This window comes from Streptomyces echinatus, assembly GCF_014203595.1.
Lineage (GTDB): Bacteria > Actinomycetota > Actinomycetes > Streptomycetales > Streptomycetaceae > Streptomyces > Streptomyces echinatus.
Genome location: NZ_JACHJK010000021.1, coordinates 52,031 through 70,198, shown reverse-complemented (window position 1 = coordinate 70,198; position 18,168 = coordinate 52,031). Strand labels below are relative to the sequence as shown.

The 18,168-nt window shown below is 71.6% G+C and carries 17 protein-coding genes; 7 read left to right on the top strand and 10 right to left on the bottom strand.

The window, feature by feature from the left end; all coding sequences use genetic code 11:
• Positions 1-254 precede the first annotated feature (254 nt).
• Positions 255-953, top strand: a complete 699-nt coding sequence (locus FHS34_RS37515; RefSeq protein ID WP_184974104.1) for a peptidoglycan DD-metalloendopeptidase family protein — start codon at positions 255-257, stop codon at positions 951-953.
• Between the two features lie 34 nt (positions 954-987).
• Here the strand turns inward: FHS34_RS37515 and FHS34_RS37510 are convergent, their stop codons facing one another.
• Positions 988-2,073, bottom strand: a complete 1,086-nt coding sequence (locus FHS34_RS37510; protein ID WP_184974102.1) for a helix-turn-helix domain-containing protein — start codon at positions 2,071-2,073, stop codon at positions 988-990.
• Positions 2,074-2,173: 100 nt separating this feature from the next.
• Between FHS34_RS37510 and FHS34_RS37505 the strand changes: the two genes are divergently transcribed.
• Together FHS34_RS37505 and FHS34_RS37500 are read left to right on the top strand one after the other, a co-directional pair.
• Positions 2,174-3,418: an MFS transporter gene (locus FHS34_RS37505; protein ID WP_184974100.1), complete on the top strand. Its 1,245-nt coding sequence runs from the start codon at positions 2,174-2,176 to the stop codon at positions 3,416-3,418.
• A gap of 184 nt (positions 3,419-3,602) precedes the next feature.
• Positions 3,603-4,031: a DUF3592 domain-containing protein gene (locus tag FHS34_RS37500; protein ID WP_184974098.1), complete on the top strand. Its 429-nt coding sequence runs from the start codon at positions 3,603-3,605 to the stop codon at positions 4,029-4,031.
• Between the two features lie 8 nt (positions 4,032-4,039).
• Here the strand turns inward: FHS34_RS37500 and FHS34_RS37495 are convergent, their stop codons facing one another.
• The 3 genes from FHS34_RS37495 to FHS34_RS37485 all read right to left on the bottom strand — a co-directional run bounded on the left by FHS34_RS37495 (position 4,040) and on the right by FHS34_RS37485 (position 6,498).
• Complete coding sequence (locus FHS34_RS37495) at positions 4,040-4,192, bottom strand: hypothetical protein (RefSeq protein WP_184974096.1); 153 nt, start codon at positions 4,190-4,192, stop codon at positions 4,040-4,042.
• A 280-nt stretch (positions 4,193-4,472) separates the two neighbouring features.
• Positions 4,473-5,384, bottom strand: a complete 912-nt coding sequence (locus tag FHS34_RS37490) for an NAD-dependent protein deacetylase (protein WP_184974094.1) — start codon at positions 5,382-5,384, stop codon at positions 4,473-4,475.
• A gap of 511 nt (positions 5,385-5,895) precedes the next feature.
• Positions 5,896-6,498 (bottom strand): NIPSNAP family protein, encoded by a 603-nt coding sequence (locus FHS34_RS37485; protein WP_184974092.1) that lies wholly within the window; start codon positions 6,496-6,498, stop codon positions 5,896-5,898.
• A 56-nt stretch (positions 6,499-6,554) separates the two neighbouring features.
• Between FHS34_RS37485 and FHS34_RS37480 the strand changes: the two genes are divergently transcribed.
• Together FHS34_RS37480 and FHS34_RS37475 are read left to right on the top strand one after the other, a co-directional pair.
• A complete protein-coding gene (locus FHS34_RS37480; protein WP_184974090.1) occupies positions 6,555-7,484 on the top strand; it encodes a helix-turn-helix transcriptional regulator in 930 nt (309 codons plus the stop codon).
• Positions 7,485-7,810: 326 nt separating this feature from the next.
• Positions 7,811-9,286 carry a sialidase family protein gene (locus FHS34_RS37475; protein WP_184974089.1) on the top strand — a complete coding sequence of 492 codons (1,476 nt, stop codon included), beginning with the start codon at positions 7,811-7,813 and terminating at the stop codon, positions 9,284-9,286.
• Between the two features lie 53 nt (positions 9,287-9,339).
• On the opposite strand, the gene FHS34_RS37470 is transcribed toward FHS34_RS37475, so the two are convergent.
• A complete protein-coding gene (locus tag FHS34_RS37470) occupies positions 9,340-10,167 on the bottom strand; it encodes an alpha/beta fold hydrolase (protein ID WP_184974087.1) in 828 nt (275 codons plus the stop codon).
• Positions 10,168-10,308: 141 nt separating this feature from the next.
• Here FHS34_RS37470 and FHS34_RS37465 point away from each other — a divergent pair, with 141 nt between their 5' ends.
• On the top strand, positions 10,309-12,432 hold the full coding sequence (locus tag FHS34_RS37465; protein WP_184974085.1) for a hypothetical protein: 2,124 nt from the start codon (positions 10,309-10,311) through the stop codon (positions 12,430-12,432).
• Positions 12,433-12,531: 99 nt separating this feature from the next.
• Positions 12,532-13,419 (top strand): GNAT family N-acetyltransferase, encoded by an 888-nt coding sequence (locus FHS34_RS37460; RefSeq protein WP_184974083.1) that lies wholly within the window; start codon positions 12,532-12,534, stop codon positions 13,417-13,419.
• Between the two features lie 7 nt (positions 13,420-13,426).
• Here the strand turns inward: FHS34_RS37460 and FHS34_RS37455 are convergent, their stop codons facing one another.
• The 5 genes from FHS34_RS37455 to FHS34_RS37435 all read right to left on the bottom strand — a co-directional run bounded on the left by FHS34_RS37455 (position 13,427) and on the right by FHS34_RS37435 (position 17,932).
• The gene (locus FHS34_RS37455) at positions 13,427-14,119 is read right to left on the bottom strand and encodes a hypothetical protein (protein WP_184974082.1); all 693 of its coding nucleotides are present in this window, start codon (positions 14,117-14,119) and stop codon (positions 13,427-13,429) included.
• 68 nt (positions 14,120-14,187) lie between these two features.
• A complete protein-coding gene (locus FHS34_RS37450; RefSeq protein WP_184974080.1) occupies positions 14,188-14,898 on the bottom strand; it encodes a hypothetical protein in 711 nt (236 codons plus the stop codon).
• Positions 14,899-14,939: 41 nt separating this feature from the next.
• Complete coding sequence (gene coaD / locus FHS34_RS37445) at positions 14,940-15,392, bottom strand: pantetheine-phosphate adenylyltransferase (RefSeq protein ID WP_184974078.1); 453 nt, start codon at positions 15,390-15,392, stop codon at positions 14,940-14,942.
• Positions 15,393-15,399: 7 nt separating this feature from the next.
• Positions 15,400-15,807, bottom strand: coding sequence for a peptidoglycan-binding domain-containing protein (locus FHS34_RS37440; RefSeq protein WP_184974076.1), 408 nt, complete (start codon positions 15,805-15,807; stop codon positions 15,400-15,402).
• 538 nt (positions 15,808-16,345) lie between these two features.
• Positions 16,346-17,932, bottom strand: coding sequence for a (2,3-dihydroxybenzoyl)adenylate synthase (locus FHS34_RS37435; RefSeq protein WP_184974074.1), 1,587 nt, complete (start codon positions 17,930-17,932; stop codon positions 16,346-16,348).
• Positions 17,933-18,168: the final 236 nt, after the last annotated feature.

Genomic DNA, 18,168 nt, shown 5'->3' with positions numbered 1-18,168 from the left:
AACTCCGGTGGCACGCCTTCTTGGTCGGCACTAAAGTGGGAATCGATTCCTCAGTCACCATCCTCCCTGGTGAGGGGCGGGCTTCGAGGACCCGGCCGTGACGCGCGACTGCCGCAGGGCATCTGCGCGACGGCCCGAATCGTCATTGTCCACCGGTCGTATGCACGGTCGGCTGCCCTCGGCCCGGCCGTGGGTGAGCACGCACCGAGCCGTGGCCGTGACGCCATGGGAATGACGAGAGGAAGCGAGCAGCCATGGTCGCTCTGTCCAACGTTCGGTTCGGAAAGACCAACGCCGACATACGCATCGTGCAAAAGGCCCTGATCGCCCGGGGGCACAAGATTCCCGACGGCGCCACCGGTCACTTCGGGGAACAGACCAAAGCCGCCTACCGCGCCGAGCAACGCGCCCAGGGTTTCACGGGAGCGGCCGCCGACGGCATCCCCGGCTGTGCCTCACTGACCGCCCTCGGCCGCCATGCCGGCTTCAGCGTCGACTGCACCAGTGCCGGGCCGCCCACCCGCGGGGGCAACGGCCGCACCCCGGGCAAGCGTCGCGTGCCGTCGCCCGTGCCGGATCACCGGGTGACGTTCGGCTTCTTCGCACGCGGCCCGTACGCCTGGAAGCCGGACGGCGTCGGCCGGCACACCGGCCAGGACTTCGCCGCAGATTCCGGCACGCCGGTGGTCGCCGTGCGCGACGGCAGGATCGAGTGGTCGAACGGCGCGGGCGGCGCCTACGGCCAGTGGATCGGCCTGCACGCGGACAACGGCCACGTCTACACCTACTGCCACCTCTCGCAGCGTCAGGTGAGGGCCGGCCAGAAGGTCAGCGCGGGCCAGCAGCTCGGCGAGGTCGGAAGTACCGGCAACGTCACGGGTCCGCACCTGCATTTCGAGATGTCGAAGGGTCCCAGCTGGTCCTACGGCAACGTTGAGAGGCCCAACTGGTGAGCGTCGAGACCACAGGCGGTCACGCCGGTACCGCTCAGCGCAGTACGGCGGTCAGCAGGTCGGTGCCCAGCGCCGTCAGTTCGCTCAGATTGAGCGTGTGACGGACGTAGCGCCCGTGCCGCCGGGCCGTGAGCAGTCCCGCACGGCGCAGGACGGCCAGGTGGCGGGAGACCTCCGGCGCTGACAGTTCCCAGGAGTGGGCCAGCTCACCGGTGGTGTGCGGGCCGCGGGCCAGGGTACGCAGCAGCCGCAGCCGCACCGGATGGGCGAGGGCCTCCAGCCGCAGCGTGACCGTGTCCAGCGACACCGGCTCCGAAGGGCTCGGCCCGGCCACGGGGTACTGCACCACCGGATGCCATCCGGGCGCGTGGACCACCACCAGGTGCGGACTGCCGAACACACTGGGTATGAAGGTGACCCCGCCGCCGTGGGCGGCGGTCGCCTTGTCCTGCAGCTTGTCCACGATGATGCAGTCGCCGTCCGGTGCCAGGGAGACGGCGCCGGACACCGAGGCCAGTGCCGCGCCGACGCCCTGGCGCCTCAGCAGGTCGTTCTTCAGGCGCAGGTCGGTGGCGAGCCGCACGGTGACGTCCGCCCAGGCCGCGTCGAAGAACGCCTCGGCACACTGTTCGAGGGTGTCCCGCACTCGCGCCCGCACTGCGGCCGGGTCCGCGAGCAGCCGTTCCGTGAAGGCCTCTTGCCGTGGGCCGCGGGCCTGGGCCAGGTCCAGGGCCCGCTCGCGCGCGGCCGCGTCGGTGAGCGGCGACGGCGCCGCGAGCCGGACCCGCTTGCCGCCGCACGTGATGACGAGCGCCGCGGTCACGTACGTCTCGTCGTCGATCCGGTCCACGTCGTCCAGCTCCTCGGCGAGGGTCGACCGAGGCCGGGCGGGGAGCAGGAAGTCGGCCTGCGAGGAACGCCAGAGGCACTCCGCCTCCCTGAGCCGCTCGGCCAGTTCCGGCCGCAGCCCGGCCCAGACACCCCCGGCCCAGTCGGCGAGCTGCGGATGATGACCGGGTTCGGCCAGCACGTGCAGCATGGCGGTCAGCTCGGCCAGCGGCGAGGGAGCGAACCGCACTGGCTCGGCCGGCAGGCCGCCGATGTCGATCCTCAAGGTCATCCCTTCATCATCACCGCTCGGACGGCCCGCGACCGCGCCGGTTGACGGTGTCCGTCAACCGACGTGCCCGGCCCGGCGGCGGCACGCACGGTGTGACGCCATGGCAACCACCACCAAGATCCGGCCCAGAGCCCTCGTCCGTGCCTCCGGAGGCCCCCGCTATGCCGTCGCTCTGGCCGTGGACGCGCTCGGCACCGGCCTGTTGCGGCCGTTCCTGCTGCTCTACGGGGTGACGGTGCTGAGGCTGTCCGCGCCGGTCACCGGCACCGCCATGACGGCCGGGGTCGTCGCGGGGCTGGTGTGCATGCCCGCGGTGGGCCGATGGCTGGACCGGGGCGCACGCAGCACGGTCGTGGCGGCGTCGATGCTGGTCCGGGTGGTGGGCGTGGCGCTGCTGCTGGCCACCCCGGCAGGGCACGTCTGGCTGTTCGCGACGGCGGCGCTCTTCCTCGCCGTCGGCAACCAGGCATGGCCGGCCGCCCACGCGGCGCTCGTGGCCACGGTCGCCCACGGCCGGGACCGCGACGCGGCTCTCGCGGGAGGCCGCGCCCTGCGCAATGCCGGCCTGGGCGCGGGCGCGCTCCTCGCCACCGTGTGCCTGGCGGGCGGCACCTCCGCGTTGCGGGCACTGGCGGCCGTCACCGGGCTCGCCTATCTCGCCGCGGCGGCCCTGGCATGGTCGGTTCACCTCCACGCGCATCCGGTCGCCGCCCCGGCCGAGGGCGGGGAAGCAGCCCCCGTACCCCGGATGCGCGCGCTGCTGGCCGCGAACGTGGTCTACGTCTTCTGCCTCAACGTCCCCGAAATCGCCCTCCCCCTGGTCCTGGTGACCCAGTTGCACGCGTCCCCGGTGTGGTCGGCAGTCGTCTTCGTGGCCAACACGGTGCTGGTGGTCACCCTGCAGGTTCCGGTCACCGTGCTGATGTCCCGTTTCTCCCGGCGGACCGTGCTGGCCCTCGCCGGTGTGGTGCTCACCGCCTCCTACCTCGGCTTCCTCGCGGCCACCTCACTGGGTCCCGGCTGGGGTGCCCCGGCCGTCGCCGCGGTGTCCGTGATCTGCACCATCGGCGAGATCGGCTATGCCGGCAGTGCCACCGCGCTCGTCACCGCCCTCGCCCCCGCCCGCGTCCTGGGACGCACCCTCGCCCGCTTCGAACTCTCCACGGGCTTCGGCCTCGCCGTCTCCCCGGCGGTCATCACCGCACTCGCACCCCACGGCCCGGCCGCCCTCTGGGGCAGCCTCGCCGCTGCGACGCTGCTCTCCGCCTCCGCCGTCGGCACCGAGAAGGAGGCCGGAGGAAGGCGGCCCGGCGATCACGGCCACCGGGCGCGGGCAGACGCCTGAGCCGGCCCGGTGCACGGGACCCCGCGGGTCCACCACCGCGGCCGCGCCGCCCGGATCCCACGGACGCACGCCCGACCGACGTGCCGGGCGCACGCGCCCACCGACGCATCCGCGACCGACGTGCCGGCGCACGCGCCGAGGAAGCGTGCGCAACCAACGCGCCGGTGTACGCGTCGCATGGCATATGGAACGTGAATGGCTCGTCTCTCTCATCCCCCTGACGATCGGACTGGTCTTCCTCGGTGTCGGTGTGCACGGTCGGCGCCGCGCCAGTGCGCTGCGCCGCGGCGGTGTCGATGCCGAGGCCCGGATCGTCCGCCACGAGAGCAGGCGGGATCACGACGGGGGCGGCACGTTCCACTACCCGGTCGCGGCCTGGACGGCCCAGGACGGAACCAGGTGCGAGTACTCGTCCTGGTTCGGCCGCTCAAAGGTGGGAAGCTCCTTCGGCGTCGGGGCACGCGTCACGGTCCGATACGACCCTGAGACTCCGCAGCGGTTCACCATCGAGGGCTGGGACGTGAAGTGGCTCCACCTGCTCTTCACGGGGCTGGGGGCGATGTTCACCGCCGGCACGGTGACAGTGCTGCTGGTCCGGCTGCTCACCCTCTGACCGAGTCATCAACGTGTGCTGCAACCGGGGATCGGATTCGGGGTCTCCTCGGCGAGAATCGCCGACGCCCTGGCCTGCGCCTCAGAAGACGCCCCAGTCTCCTCGACGGTGATCGCCTGCTCCGCAGCGGCTGTCGGCACGGCATTCTGCTCGTCCGGCATCGGCGTCACCTCCCGGGTGAACGCTGTCCCGGGCCGCTGTCCGCCCTTCCACGTCAGGCCGGAGCGGACGTGCCCGCACGTGGTCCCGGCAGCTCCCAGCCCCGGTCGTGTCTCCTCGTGGGCGAGCGGTCGCCGAAGGCGGCCCGGCCACCACGGAGGTCGCCCTCACACACCGGAGCGCCCCCTGTTCCAGGCAGAACGAGGGTGCCGGCCGGCCGACTTCGTCGACGACGCTCTCAAGCGCCCGTACGGCAGCCCCGAGTTCGTGGGCGTCGACCGATCACGGCCGCGTTCCGGCCGCCGCCGGGTCGTCGGTGGGGATGCCCAGCCGGCCGGCCACGGTGGCGAGCGACGTTCCCAGCGGGAGTCCGACGCGGGTGAGGGCGTGCGGGTCGCCGCGGGTCGGGTCCCGGTTGACGATCAGCACCGGCTTCCCGGCCTGCGCTGCCTGGCGGACGAACCGCAGCCCTGACATCACCGTCAGTGAAGATCCCAGGACCAGCAGCGACGCCGCTTCACGGACGAGTTCGCGGCAGTGCTCCACCCGCTGCGGCGGAACGGTTTCGCCGAAGAACACCACGTCCGGTTTGAGGATGCCGCCGCAGATCGTGCAGGGCAGTACACGGAAGTCCGCGACCTGCTCGTCGGTGAGGTCGGCGTCACCGTCCGGGTTGATTCCGGCGGCCACCGGTGCGAAGCCCGGATTGGCCTCCTCCAGTCTCTCGGCCAGTTCGCGGCGCGGGCTGAAGGCGCGGCAGGAGAGGCAGACGACCCGGTCCAGGCTTCCGTGGAGTTCCACGACGTCCGTGCTGCCGGCGGCCTGGTGCAGTCCGTCGACGTTCTGGGTGATCACGCCCGAGAGCAGGCCGTGCCGCCCGAACGCGGCCACGGCCCGGTGCCCGGCGTTGGGGCGGGCACGGCCGAAGGTGCGCCAGCCGAGGTGGCTGCGCGCCCAGTACCGGCGCCGGGCCTGAGGGGCGGCGGTGAAGTCCTGGTAGGTCATCGGGGTGTGCCGGCTCAGGCTCCCGCCCTCGCCCCGGTAGTCGGGGATGCCCGACTCCGTGGAGATGCCCGCTCCGCTGAGCACCAGCACACCACCGGTGCTCAGCGCATCGGCGACCGGCGTGAGATCCGTGGTGCCCGGCGGCAGGTCGCTGCTCGGGGTCCAGCTCAGAGTGGGGCGCATGCGCATGCCGCCAGGGTACGGAACGGGCTGCCCTAGGTGGCCGCGCGGACCAGGCCGACGCCGCGCCGTGCCGGTGCGACGACGGGGCGTGTCGCTGCCTGCCGGCGGACGGCAGGACTTTCGCCCCCCGGTCCCGGCGTCACGCCTGCCGAAGGTCTGCGGATCCCCGACCCTCGGCTACTGCCCGCAGCCGCTCGGGCGCTCCCGGCATGCGGGACATGGCCGGCATGCGGTCGCACGAAGATCTCGGCACACACGAAGATCTCAGCGCATCCGTCCCCGACGTCTCCGCCACCACGGTGCTCGGTCACCCGCGCTCCGACCGGACAGTGCTTCTGGCGGGTATGCCGTCAGCGACCCGTACGCCCGCCTCTGCCGGAAGTGGGCGCACGGCTCGGGCGCCGTGCGCCCGGAGGCCGACGCGGGGCCGGCCGGCCTCGGGGAAGCACTGAAGCGCAAGTCCTGGTACGACATGTACCGGTTGACGCAGGCGGTCGAGGTGACCGGCGGCCCGGCGCTACGCCGTCACGGGTTCCAGCCGCAGCCGCCGGACCGGCCAGGGCGGTGGCTCGGCCGGCCCGAACCAGAGCCGGACGTCCTGCCCGGTGCGGACGGGCAACCGGGGGTAGTCGTTCTCGGCGTGCTCGGTGCGGTGCAGCGCATGGTCCGGCCTCAGGTGCCGGGCGGCGTACGCGTCGAAGGCGGCCGCGCCGGACGGCAGGCAGAGCGTCGCGACCACCTCGTGGCTCCCCGGCGGCGGGGCGAAGCCCGGACCACGCAGCAGCAGGACGTCGTCGCTGTCGACCATGGTGGCGTTGGCCGCGTCGCGGTGTTTCCGCCAGACCGGGCCGGTGTAGAAGGCCTCCAGTGCGCGGCGACGCCGTGCCATGTCGGGGAAGGCGCGCAGCCAGACGAAACGGTCGGGGTCGTCCAGGTCCCGGAACCGGCCGCCCACGGTGATGCCGACGGCCTGCTGACCGGTCACGAACTCGCGCTCGAACAGCTCGATCAGCGTCTCACGGTCTCCCGGACGCAGGGTGTACTGCCGGAGTTCGACGATCATCACGCGCCGGCCCGCCCGCGGGTGAGGTCCATGGTCCAGGAAGTCGAAGTCGTTCATGCGCCGCAGGTTAGGGACACTCCACTGACATCCAGTGTCAGTGGATACTGGGCGGCATGCGTGCGAGCCGGCTGGTCACCCTGCTTCTGCTGCTCCAGAACCGGGGCAGGATGACGGCCCGGCAGCTGGCCGAGGAACTGGAGGTCTCCGTCCGGACGGTCTACCGGGACGTGGAGGCGCTCGCCGGTGCCGGTATCCCGCTGTACGGCGATGCCGGGCACGCGGGCGGCTACCGGCTGGTCGACGGCTATCGCACCCGTCTCACCGGACTGACCGCGGACGAGGCCCAGGCCGCGTTCCTCGCCGCGCTCCCCGGCACCGCCGCCGAACTGGGTCTCGGTGAGGCGCTCGCCGCCGCCCAGCTCAAACTGCGGGCCGCCCTCCCGGCGGAACTGCGCGAGCACGCCGGCCGGATCCAGGAACGCTTCCTGCTCGACGCCCCGGGCTGGTACGGCGACGCGGACCGCACGCCCCATTTGGCCGCGGTCGCCGCCGCGGTGTGGGAGCGGCGGGCGGTGGTCCTGCGGTACCGGCGCTGGCGGGCACCGGAGGAGATCGAGCGCAGGGTGGAGCCGTACGGGCTCGTCCTCAAGGCCGGCCGCTGGTACCTGGTCGCCGGGGGACCGTCCGGCATCCGCACCTACCGGGTCGACCAGATCATCGAACTCCGCTCGCAGGACGGGGCGTTCGGCATCCCGGACGGCTTCGACCTGGCCGCGTACTGGAACGGCTATCTCGCCGACTTCCGTGCCCGGCTGCACACCGGGGAGGCCCTGGTACGGCTCACCCCGGAGGGCTGCCGCCGCCTCGGCGTGACACCCGCGGGCGACGGGTGGACGGAGATCCGGGTGCCCATCGAATCGCTCGACCACGCCCACGGGGAGTTCCTTCGGCTGGGCGGCGACATCGAGGTCATGGCACCGGCCGAACTCCGCGACCGCATCGCCGAGACGGTACGGACCCTCGCCGTCCGCTACCAGGGGTGACCGCGCGGGATCACGTCTCGCCCACCGTCGGGGCGAGGGCGCGCGAGGCGAGCGGCCGAGCCTCGCCGACCCGCTCAGGCGGGCAGAGGTGCCCCACCGGTCATCGCAACCGGTGGGGCTCCTCCGTGAGCTGTGGCCCTACCTGTGACCGATGACGGCGCCAGACCCATGACTCCGCCGTCCGGCCCATCAAGATCACCGGTCGTGACGCCGAAAGAGATCGAGCGGAGTCGTCCCTTCCGGGTGTTCGGCATGACTCTGCGCTCACGCAGCCCCGATGCCCGCGGTGCCGTCCCTCGGCGGCCGAGGCCCAGAGGAGACCTCGCATGCCCGTACGCCTGCCCATCACCGCCGCCGCTGCCGCCGGGCTCCTGCTCACCGCGGTCATCGGCGCGACCCCTGCCGCGGCCGAGCACGCTCACGTCGACGGAGCGCTGGACAGGGTCTCCTCCGGTGACCCGTACGCCAACTGCACCATCGGCGCGAGGTCCCCCGACAGCGTCGTCTACCCCGGCACCGAGGTCGAGCCGTACCTCTCCGTCGACCCGCGTGACCCGAAGCGCGTGGTCACCGCCTTCCAGCAGGACCGCTGGTCCGACGGCGCGGCGCGGGGACTGGTGGCCGGCTGGACCAGGGACGGCCGCACCTTCCACGAGAGCACGCTGCCCTTCAGCGCGTGCGCCCCGGGCGGCGCCGACTACGAGCGGGCCACCGACCCCTGGGTGAGCACGGGGCCGGACGGTACCGTCTACGCCAGTGGGGAGGGCGTCGACTTCACCAAGAGCACGCGCAGTGCCCTGCTGACCGTCACCTCGCACGACGGCGGCCGCACTTGGCAGAACCTCACCACCACGCACGTAGACGAGCAGCCGTTCTTCAACGACAAGCCCTCGATCACCGCCGACCCGATCCGCAAGGGCACGGCCTACCAGGTCTGGGACCGGCTCGACAACGACCCTCCGGGCCCCAGTTCACTCGACGGTCCGGGCTACATCTCCCTCACCCGGGACGGGGGCCGTACCTGGAGCCGGGCGCGCCTGTTCGTCGACACCAGCACCGTGCCCAACACACAGACCATCGGCCATGTGATCGTCGTCGACCCGCGCACCGGCACCCTGTACGACTTCTTCGACCACATCACCTACGCCGACGACCTGACCACCGTCGCCGAGGCCCACTACGCCGTGGTGACCTCCACCGACGCCGGCGAGACCTGGAGCGCTCCGACCACCGTGGCCCGGGACACCTCTGTGCCGGAGGTCGATCCGAACGACCCCGCCAAGACGCTGCGCGCGGCGGCCACCCTGCCCAGCCCGGCCATCGATCCGAGGACCGGCGCGCTGTACATGGCCTACGAGGGGTCGGACTTCTCCGGCGGCGCGTACGACTCCGTCCAGCTGGTGCGCTCCACCGACGGCGGACACACGTGGAGCGGGACGCCGGCGCTCATCAGCCCCAGGGGTGTGCCGGCCTTCTCACCGTCGATCGCCGTCGACAAGCGGGGCACGGTCGCACTGACCTACTACGACCTGCGCTTCCTCAAGCCCGGCGACACGACCACCCTGCCCACCGCCTACCAGCTCGCCACTCTTGCGCACGGTGACCCGCGCCTGCGCTCCGAGCGCCGTATCTCCCGGATCTTCGACTGGCTGCGAGCACCGAACTCAGGGGGGTACTTCCTCGGCGACTACCAGGGTCTGGCCGCCGCCGGGGACGGGGTACGGGCCGTCCTGACCGAGACCGACCCCGGGGCTCCGCGGAACCGCACCGACGTGTACAGCGGCGCCCTGCGCACCCGCTGACGGTGCTGGAGCGGGTGCCGTCCGGACCCCCACGCAACCACGCGACCAGGTTCTCAGGACAAGGTGCCCCCGATGAAGTCGAGCAGGTCCTGGTTGAGTTGGTCGGCGTGGGTGACGAAGATCCCGTGCCCGGCCCGGGGGTACTCCTTGTAGATGTTGTCCGGCACCAGTTTCGCCAGCCGCCGCCCGCAGAGGTCGACGGGGGCGGAGGCGTCGGCGTCGCCGTGAATGATCAGGGCCGGTACCCGGAGCGCGCCCACCTCCTCACGCAGATCGGTGCGGCAGCCGGTCCTGACCACCTCCACGGCGGCCTTGGCGGAGCAGTCCAGGCACCGCTGCACCATCCACTCCACCAGCTCGCTGGAGACGCTGTTGCCCAGGTGCGTCGCGAAGAACGCCTGCGCGTTCTGCGCCATCCACCTCGGGCGGTCCTTGGTCCGTTCCGCCTCCAGGGCGTCGAAGGCGCTCTGGGGAACACCCTCGGGGTTGTCCGGCGTCCAGATCATCAACGGCGCCGTCACCGAGATCAGCACCACCCGGCTCACCCGGTCGTATCCGTGCCGGGACAGGTAACGGATCACCTCGCCACCGCCCATGGAGTGCGCGACCAGGGTCACCTCGCTCAGGTCGAGGTGGTCGAGCAGAGCCGCGAGGTCATCGGCGAGGGTGTCGTAGTCGAAGCCGTGACCGGTCCAGTCCGAGCGGCCGTGGCCCCGCTTGTCGAACGCGACGCAGCGCAGGCCCGCTTCGGACAGCGGGAGCATCTGGAACTCCCATGAACTGCTGCTGATCCACGCCCCGGACACGAACACCACCGGCTTTCCCTGGCCCCAGTCGGTGTAGAAGAGGCTTGTTCCGTCAGAGCCTTCGAAGTACGGCATGGTGGTCGTGTCCTTCCCCGTCGGTGACGTTTCCCTGCGTCTGCGCCAACTCTCCTTCATTCGTGAGTGCTTGGTCGATTACCCGGGACGTAAGGGGTCGGCGGCGGCCGTGCCGGCAGGCGCATGTCATAGGCTGCCTCGATGAGCGGGATGATCGACTACGGAAGATTCGCGGAACGCCTCAGGAGCGTGATGCCGCGGTGGAGTGACCAGGACCGGACGACTCCGGACGAGTTCGCCGCACATCTCGCCGACACGGCACCCCGCTGGGAACTCCTGCGCCGCTTCCAGGAGGAGTGGGGCTACGAGGTTCCCGAGGACGCCGTCCCGTGGCAGCGCTGGTCCGAGAGCGAGCACCGGGAGTACCTGCGCCGGCTGAAGAGCGAGGCGCGGGGCGAGGACGGCGACGACGACCCGTTCGAGAGCGTGGACCTGAGCCTGCCGATCCCGGCCGCGCTGGACGAGTGGTGGGAGCTGCCGTTCAACTCCTTCACGCACAGCCCGCGCCTGTACTGGACCAACCCCGAGTACCCGCCGACACTGCGGCCCGACCCGGGCGGATACGGCGTCGCGGGCGGGCTGTCCGATGACTCGGCCTTGGTGCCCGCCGGTGCCGACCGGCGGGTGTGCGTGTTCAAGGCCGAGTACGAGTACTGCAACGAGTGGGGGTATCCGGCGGCCGAGGCGGCACTGCCGGACCCACGGGTGCTGGTCTCGGTGGAAGAGGGGGAGTGGGCGCTCCAGGCGGGCTCCCTCTCGGAGTTCTTCCTGCAACTCGCCGTGCAGCGACTGCCGTCGTACTACGGCTGGACGGTGTACGGCGGCGAGGACACCGAGCGGATCCTGGCGTGGGTGAAGGACGAACTGCCCACGCTGGGCTTCCGGCCATGGCGTGAACTCGGGCAGCACGTCACCGTCTACGGCGCCCTCGACGCACTCGTGTTCCACGACACCGGGTACGGCGACTTCGAGTTGATCGTGCGCGGGCGCACCGAGGAGGCGCTGCTGGCACTGGGCACCCGCATGGGACTGGACTGGACGGACCGGATCGAGACGCCCCGCTCGGTGGAGGAGGCCCCCGAACCGATCGCACTGGTCGCCGGTGACTCGGACGAGGCCGACCGCTGGAGAGTGCTCTCGACGTCCCCCGACCCCATGGAGTCCGGCACGGATCGGTCACCGGAGAGTGACGGCGACTCCTGGACCGTGTCCGGAACGCTCGCCGTCGCGAGCGACGAGGACGGCACCCTGCGGGTGCGCCGGCTCGACACCGACGCCGCTCCGCTCACCGCCGACCCGGAGGCCGGCCCCGCGACGGCCCTGGCCTGCATCCAACTCCCGGGCGAGGGACCGCTGATCGCGAGCGGGCACCGTGACGGAAGGCTGTTCGTGTGGATGCCGGACTCCGGCGACGGGCCGCTGGAAGTCGCCCGGCAGCGCCCGAAGGTCTCCGGTCTCGCGCTGGCCGCCACCGCCACCGGGACGGCTCTCGCCGCGTGCTGGCGGGACGACGTGGTGGCGCTGTGGGACATCGCCTCGGGCGAACGCGCCGATCTCGACCTCGGACCCGGCATCACCGCGGTGCGTCTGGACGAGGACCTGCGGCTGACGGTCGGCGGGCCGAGCGGCCGAGCGGTCGTCCGGCTCGACGTGGACATGCTCTGGCCGGCCCGAGAGCTCATGCTGCGGGTGGTCTCCTTCGAGGACGCGGCCTGTGTGACGGACACCGACCCGGAGGTCGTACCTCAGCGCCTCGCGAGGCTGCTGTCGTGGGACGCCGAGGTCGCGCGGCGCGCCATGGACGAACTGGACGTACTCCTCGCCCCGGACGGTGAGTTGTGTTCGGCCGCGGTCCTGGCCATCGCGTACCTGACGCAGATCGGCTCGGCCGTCGGAGTGGGGGCGTATCCGTGTCACGTCCGGCGCCGGGTGCTGGGCCTGGCCCTGCGCATCGTCGGGGCGGTGTACGCGGCCGACGGACGCTGGCACGAGGTCGGCCGCGAGTTCCTCGACGGAATCACGCACGTTGTCCCCGACATGCTGGAGGAGAAGGATCCCGTCACACGTACGGCGGGAGCCCTGCTCGTCGCGGCGCTGGAGGAGCGGGACGAGCGGGCGGACGTGCTGCTGCGGGCGCTCGCCACGGGAGATCCGGTTCCGGAGGTCGCGGCCGCGGCCGCGCTGGCGCTGGGCGATGCCACCGCCGTGGACACGCTGGTCGCGGCCGGCTGGCAGCGAGCGGACGTGGACTCGTCGCTGCCGTGACCGTAGCCGTGACGGTGACGGGGGTCGTGGGCGGGTGAAGCCCGAGGGGCGGCGATCCTTCGCCTTCCCCACGGCCGGGTGCGTCAGGGACCATGCAGCATGCGCCCGGATGACTGGCACCTCACCGAAGACGTCGAAGACTTCCTGGCCCGAGCCGGGGACTTCCTGCGCTCGCGCCCCGCCCTGCACACCATGCCGCTGACACTGACCGAGAAACTACGCGCACTCGGGCCGGCCGCATCCGGCACCCGGGGTCCGGTCTTCGGCCGGCTGGAGCGGGACGGTGAGGTCCATGCCACCTTCCACCGCTTCCCGTCCCGTGGGCTGAGCGTCACCTCTCTCACTCCCGAGCAGGCCGATACCCTCGCGGCCCGCCTGGTCGCCCTCGGTCGTCCCCTGCCCTACGTCAGCGCGGACCACGGCACCGCCACCGCATTCGCCGAGGCCTGGCGACGGCACACGGGGGCGACCTCGACGCTCCGTGTCCGGCTCCACCTGTACCGCCTCGGCACGCTCACCCCGCCGGAGCCGTTCCCGGAAGGACGGGGCCGCCTCGTGGGGGAGCAGGACCACGAACATCTCATGCGCTGGTGCCGTGAGTTCGCCGCGGACGTGGGAGAGGCCGTCACCATCGACGCGGCTTCGTGGGAGGGCACTCGCTTCGCCGAGAAGCGGTACACCTACTGGGAGACCCCGGACGGCACCCCCGTCTCCATGGCGGGCGTGAACCCTCTGGTCGCCGGCCAGGTCCGGGTGGACCCCGTCTACACGCCGGCCCACCTCCGAGGCCGCGGCTACGCGGCCGCCGTGACGGTCGAGGTCAGCCGCGCCGCGCTCGCCGCGGGGGCCGAGGAGGTCGTGCTGTTCACGAACTCGGCCAACCCGACCAGCAACGCCCTCTACCAGCGCCTCGGATACGAGCGGATCACGGACTTCGTCGTGTACGACTTCACGGCTGCCGAACCTGAGGCGTCCGGCCTGGCATGACGACAGGTCAGCCGCTGACCGTGCGGAGGAAGTGGTCGGCGTCCTCGGGTTCGGCGAGCCGTCCCAGCTCCAGCCAGGAGCCGTCGGTGAACGAGAGCCGGAAAGTGGCGAATCCGCGCGGCTGACCCGCCTCGCCCTCGATGCGGACCTGGTCGAGGGGGAACTCCGCGAAGGTACGGAAGTCATCGGCCTTGGTGGGCGAGAGCCGACGGCGCGGGGAAGTGGCGATGCTGACGTGCCCGCCGGCCAGGATGACCAGGCGTTTGGGGTTGGGGGAGTGCCCGTACCAGCGCAGCAGCAGCTGGCCCGCGGTCCTGCTCCAGTCGCCGTCGAAGACGCCGTCGGCCGGGTCCTCCCGGCGATCGCGGGCACGCTCGGGATCGGTCGCGGCACGCTGGGGATCACCCGGGGTCTGCGGCTGTCCGGTCCGCGCGGCACGGTTGCGTCGCGGCCGGGACGACCCGTCCAGACGGGCGCCCAGCTTGTCGAGCAGCATCATCGGGACGACGACGAAGAAGAAGACGACAGCGCCGACGTACAGCAGCCAGTGGTGCCCCGGCTTCAGCCGCCCCTTTCCTGCCGCGCGGTGCACGTCCTTGGGCGGTGCGGGGATGGGTTTGTGGATCTCGCACCACACCAGTGCCACGGGCTCCTCGCCCACGATCTTCCGGGCCCGTCGATGTACCGCACGCTTCGCCATGCCGAGGATCCTAGGCCGGGCCTTCGCCACCTCCTCGACGGGGTGGAAGACCGGGGGGCCTCGAACGGTCAGTTCTGGTTGACCGGCCAGACGGCCGCCGGGTCGCAGTGGGCCGGACAGGCCAGCAGGTAGACCTCGTTGCCCAGGAACAGCCAGTAGCTGTCGTCCCCGAGGCTGTAGGGCTGTTCCGGCTGGCCGGGGTGGACGGCGAATTCCATGCCCTCCGGCACCTGGCAGAGGTACACCAGGTCCGTTCCGCAAGCGCACCTGTGGTGCTCGGGATCCTGCGCCCAGGACGGCGTACCGCCCACCTTGAACGCCTGGGCCCCGATCCCTCGCGTGTCGGGGGTGTCCACGAACGGCCGCAGCGTCAGCGGCAGGGCACGCACGGACGGTTCGGCCTCCGGGAAGGGGTCCGTCGCGCGGCGCTGGAGCAGTACCCGCCAGAACGGACCGGGGTAGGGCGGTTGCGGAGCCTCCCAGTAGCGGGGTACGAGCCGGCCGTCGGCATAAGGGGCTTCGGCCGCGTCGTTGTGCGCACGGCAGTGAAAGACCAGCAGGTGGTCGCCGCCGAAGGGCCCCAGGTCCGGGGGAAGGTCGAGCTGGAAGAACAAGGCCATCCGCTCGCCGCAGAAGCACTCGGGCCAGTCCTGGGAGCCGTCGAGGAAGGGCCGGCCACCCACCGAGTTCCGCGCCGGCCGGTCCAGCGGTTCGGTTCCGACCTCGACGGCGTGGGCGGGCAGCCCCTCCCGTATGGGCCTGACGCTGCGTTCGATCATCCGCACACCCTACTGACCTGTGGTGAATCTCTGCGCCCGGGTCAATCCTCTGAGTTGCTGTCAACCCCCGAGCGCCGGCTTGGATCCTGTTGACTCATCGCGGTGACGAGGGTGGAGGAGATGTGGGCCAGGGCGGGGCCGGCACCGATGAAGAACGTTTCGACCCCCGCCAGCTCGTGGTTCATGCGAGCCATCGGCATTTCGTGGTCCAGGTCGTGAACACCGCGGACTCCGCGGACGACGACGTCGATCCCGACCCGGCGGCAGTAGTCGACCAGCAGGCCGCCGGTGTGGGAGTCGACCGTGACGTTGCTCAAGTCGGCTGCTGCGGCGCGGAGCCGGTCCAGCCGTTCCGGGACGGGGAAACGGCCGGTCTTCTTCGCATTGACCATCACGCACGCGACGACCTCGTCGAACAGGAAGGCCGCGCGCCGGAGTACGTCCTGGTGCCCTTGAGTGACCGGGTCGAAGGATCCTGGGAAGAGGGCTCGCATGCTCGGGTCAGTAGACCACGCTGTAGGACGGTACGGCGTGGCTGCAGCTCGCGGCCCGGATCTGGTCCATCCCGCGGTCGTTCTTCGCGTGGGTCAGGACGACCTGGCCGGTGCGCGGACCGAAGACCCCGTCGACGTCGAGTTCCTGAGTGGCCCAGGTGCGGTTGGAGATCTCCTGGAGACGCTTGACGCCGGCCCCCGTCTGGGGGCCGAACTTGCCGTCCACCGCGATGCGCATGCCGGTGTACCAGTTCACGAAGAACTGTACGCAGGCCACCTGGCGTGCGTAGTTGGGGTAGCCGTAGCCGACGGTCGGGTTGCCGGGGTCGGCCTGGGCCGTGGTGGTGCCGGCGGCCAGGAGGGCCACGGCGGCGGCGCCCACCACGCCGTTCCGCAGGGCCTTGAGGTGCTTCATCGGGGCGTTCCTTTATGTGTACATGTAATGACGATGGCGTGATCGTACACGTGTGGTCCGGCCAGAACCTGACGGTGTTTCGGACCGTCCCGCGGAACGGTGTGCTCCTCGTCCGGCGCGCGCCGGGACTGACGGACCTGCCCGGCACGGGCGACCTCCGTAGCGCCGGGCTTCGGCGACGAGAGCACGACGACCTCGTACCAGGTCGCCGACGAGTACCAGAACCTGATGTCGAGGGCGCGCGTCGGAACCGTCGTCATCGAGATGCACTACGGGCCCCTCCGCGACGAAGCCGGTTCCGAGAGCCAGGCGGAGCAACTCATGCGCATCGTGTGCGACGGCGCCCGCGCTCCGCTGCGCGGATCCTCGGGTCTCCGGGCAGGCCTTGCCGGGAGTGGGGCCTCGTCGCTCCCGTTCGCGCTCACCGCCGGCCCGTGAAGACGCCGCACCCGTCGGCGTACGAGCACCGGATGCGCCGGCCGACCGTCCGGGGCAGGCGCGGAACGGACACGGAATCCGGCCCGCGCCCCGGGGGACGTCAGTGTTCCGGCGCGGCGATCCTTGCGCGCAGTGTCTTCTTGTCGACCTTCCCCATCGGTGTGCGCGGCAGCTGCGGCATCGCGATCAGCCGGTCGGGGATCTTGTAGGCGGCCAGGCCGCGGCCCCGGAGGAACTCCTTCATGGCCGCCGGGCGGACGTCCGCCTCGGTGAGGACGACGAACGCGTACGTCCGCTCCCCGAGCACGGTGTCCGCCACACCGATCACGGCCGCGTCCTGCACGGCGGGGTGGGTGCGCAGCTGCCGCTCCACCTCCTCCGCGGAGACCTTCTCGCCGGCCCGGTTGATGACGTCCTTGGTCCTGCCGACGATCACGATGTTGCCGTCCGGCCTGCGCCGGACGAGGTCGCCGGTGCGGAAGAAACCGTCCGGCGTGAACGAGCGGGCGTTCTCCTCGGGGGCCCGGTAGTACCCGCGGATCGTGTACGGGCCCCGCGCCTGCATCTCACCCGCCTCCCCCTCGGGCACGGGGTTCCCCGACTCGTCGACGATCCGGACCTCGTCATCGGGTGACATGGGGCGGCCGTCCGTGTTGACGGCCACCTCCTCGGTGTCGTCGAGCCGGGTGTAGGTCAGCAGCCCCTCGCTGATGCCGTACCACCGCTGGATGCGGCAGCCCAGCACCTGGGTCGCGCGGCGCGCCAGGGCCGGGTCGAGCGGAGCACTGCCCACCTGGATCAGCAGGCGGGACAGCTCGCCGGGCGGTCGTCCGGAATCGGCCCACAGCCGCAGCACCGAGGGCACGACCGTGGTCACGGTGACCGCCTCGCGGCGCATCAGCGAGAAGACGTCGTCGGGCCGCACACTCGACGTCAGGACCGCCTTCCCGCCCAGCAGGAGACTGCCGAACACGCCCGGACAGGCGAGGGCCGCCTGGTGCGCGACCGGGTTGACGGCGAGGTACACCACCTCCGGACCCACCCGCATCGCCTCCGCGCAGGCCCGCATGACGTACTCGTAGTCGTCATGGGTCCGGGGAATCAGCTTCGGCAGCCCGGTGGTCCCCCCGGAGAGCAGGAACAGCGCGGGGTCGGACGCGTCCACCCGGGGCAGCGCGACGTCCCGGGCGTCCAGCGACTCCAGCGGGATGAACTCCTGGGCGTCGCCGCTGACGATCACGTGCGGGAGCGACGGGATCTCGCGGGCGATCGTACGGAAGTCGAACCCGCCGAACTCGTCCTTCACCACGTAGGCGACAGCCCCGGAGTGAGCGCACAGGTGCGCGATCTCGGCCCTGCGGTGACCGGGCAGCGCCAGCACCGGGATCGCTCCGGCCCGCAGCAGCGCGAAGACCAGGACGACGAACTCCGGGATGTTGGGGAGCTGCACCACCACCCGGTCCAGGGGCCTGATGCCCAGTCCGATCAGGCCACCCGCCAACCGGTCCGCCCGCCGGGACAGCTCCGCGTAGGTCATCCGGCGTTCGCCGCACACCACGGCCACCCGCTCGGCGTTCCGTTCGCACGACTCGTGCAACAAGTCGCCGATCGGCCGGCCGCGCCAGACCCCTGTCCGGCGCAGGTCCGCCGCGAGCTGTTCGGGCCAGTGCACAAAACCGTCAAGCATGATCGCGTTCCCTTTCGGCAGTCGGTCGAGGCGTGGATCGAGGGGGCGCGGAGGTGCGGGTGGAGCCGTGGGTGCGCTCGCTGCGTCCCGGCCGTGGGACGGCGGCGACGCGGGTGAAGGGCGGGTGCCTACCCCGGTGGCGGGCGGTGTCCGGTGCGGTGGTGCGCGACGTCCGCGTGCGACGTGAGCCTGGTGCGGTGCGGCGGCGTGCCTGCGGTCCTTTGTCGTCCCTTGGC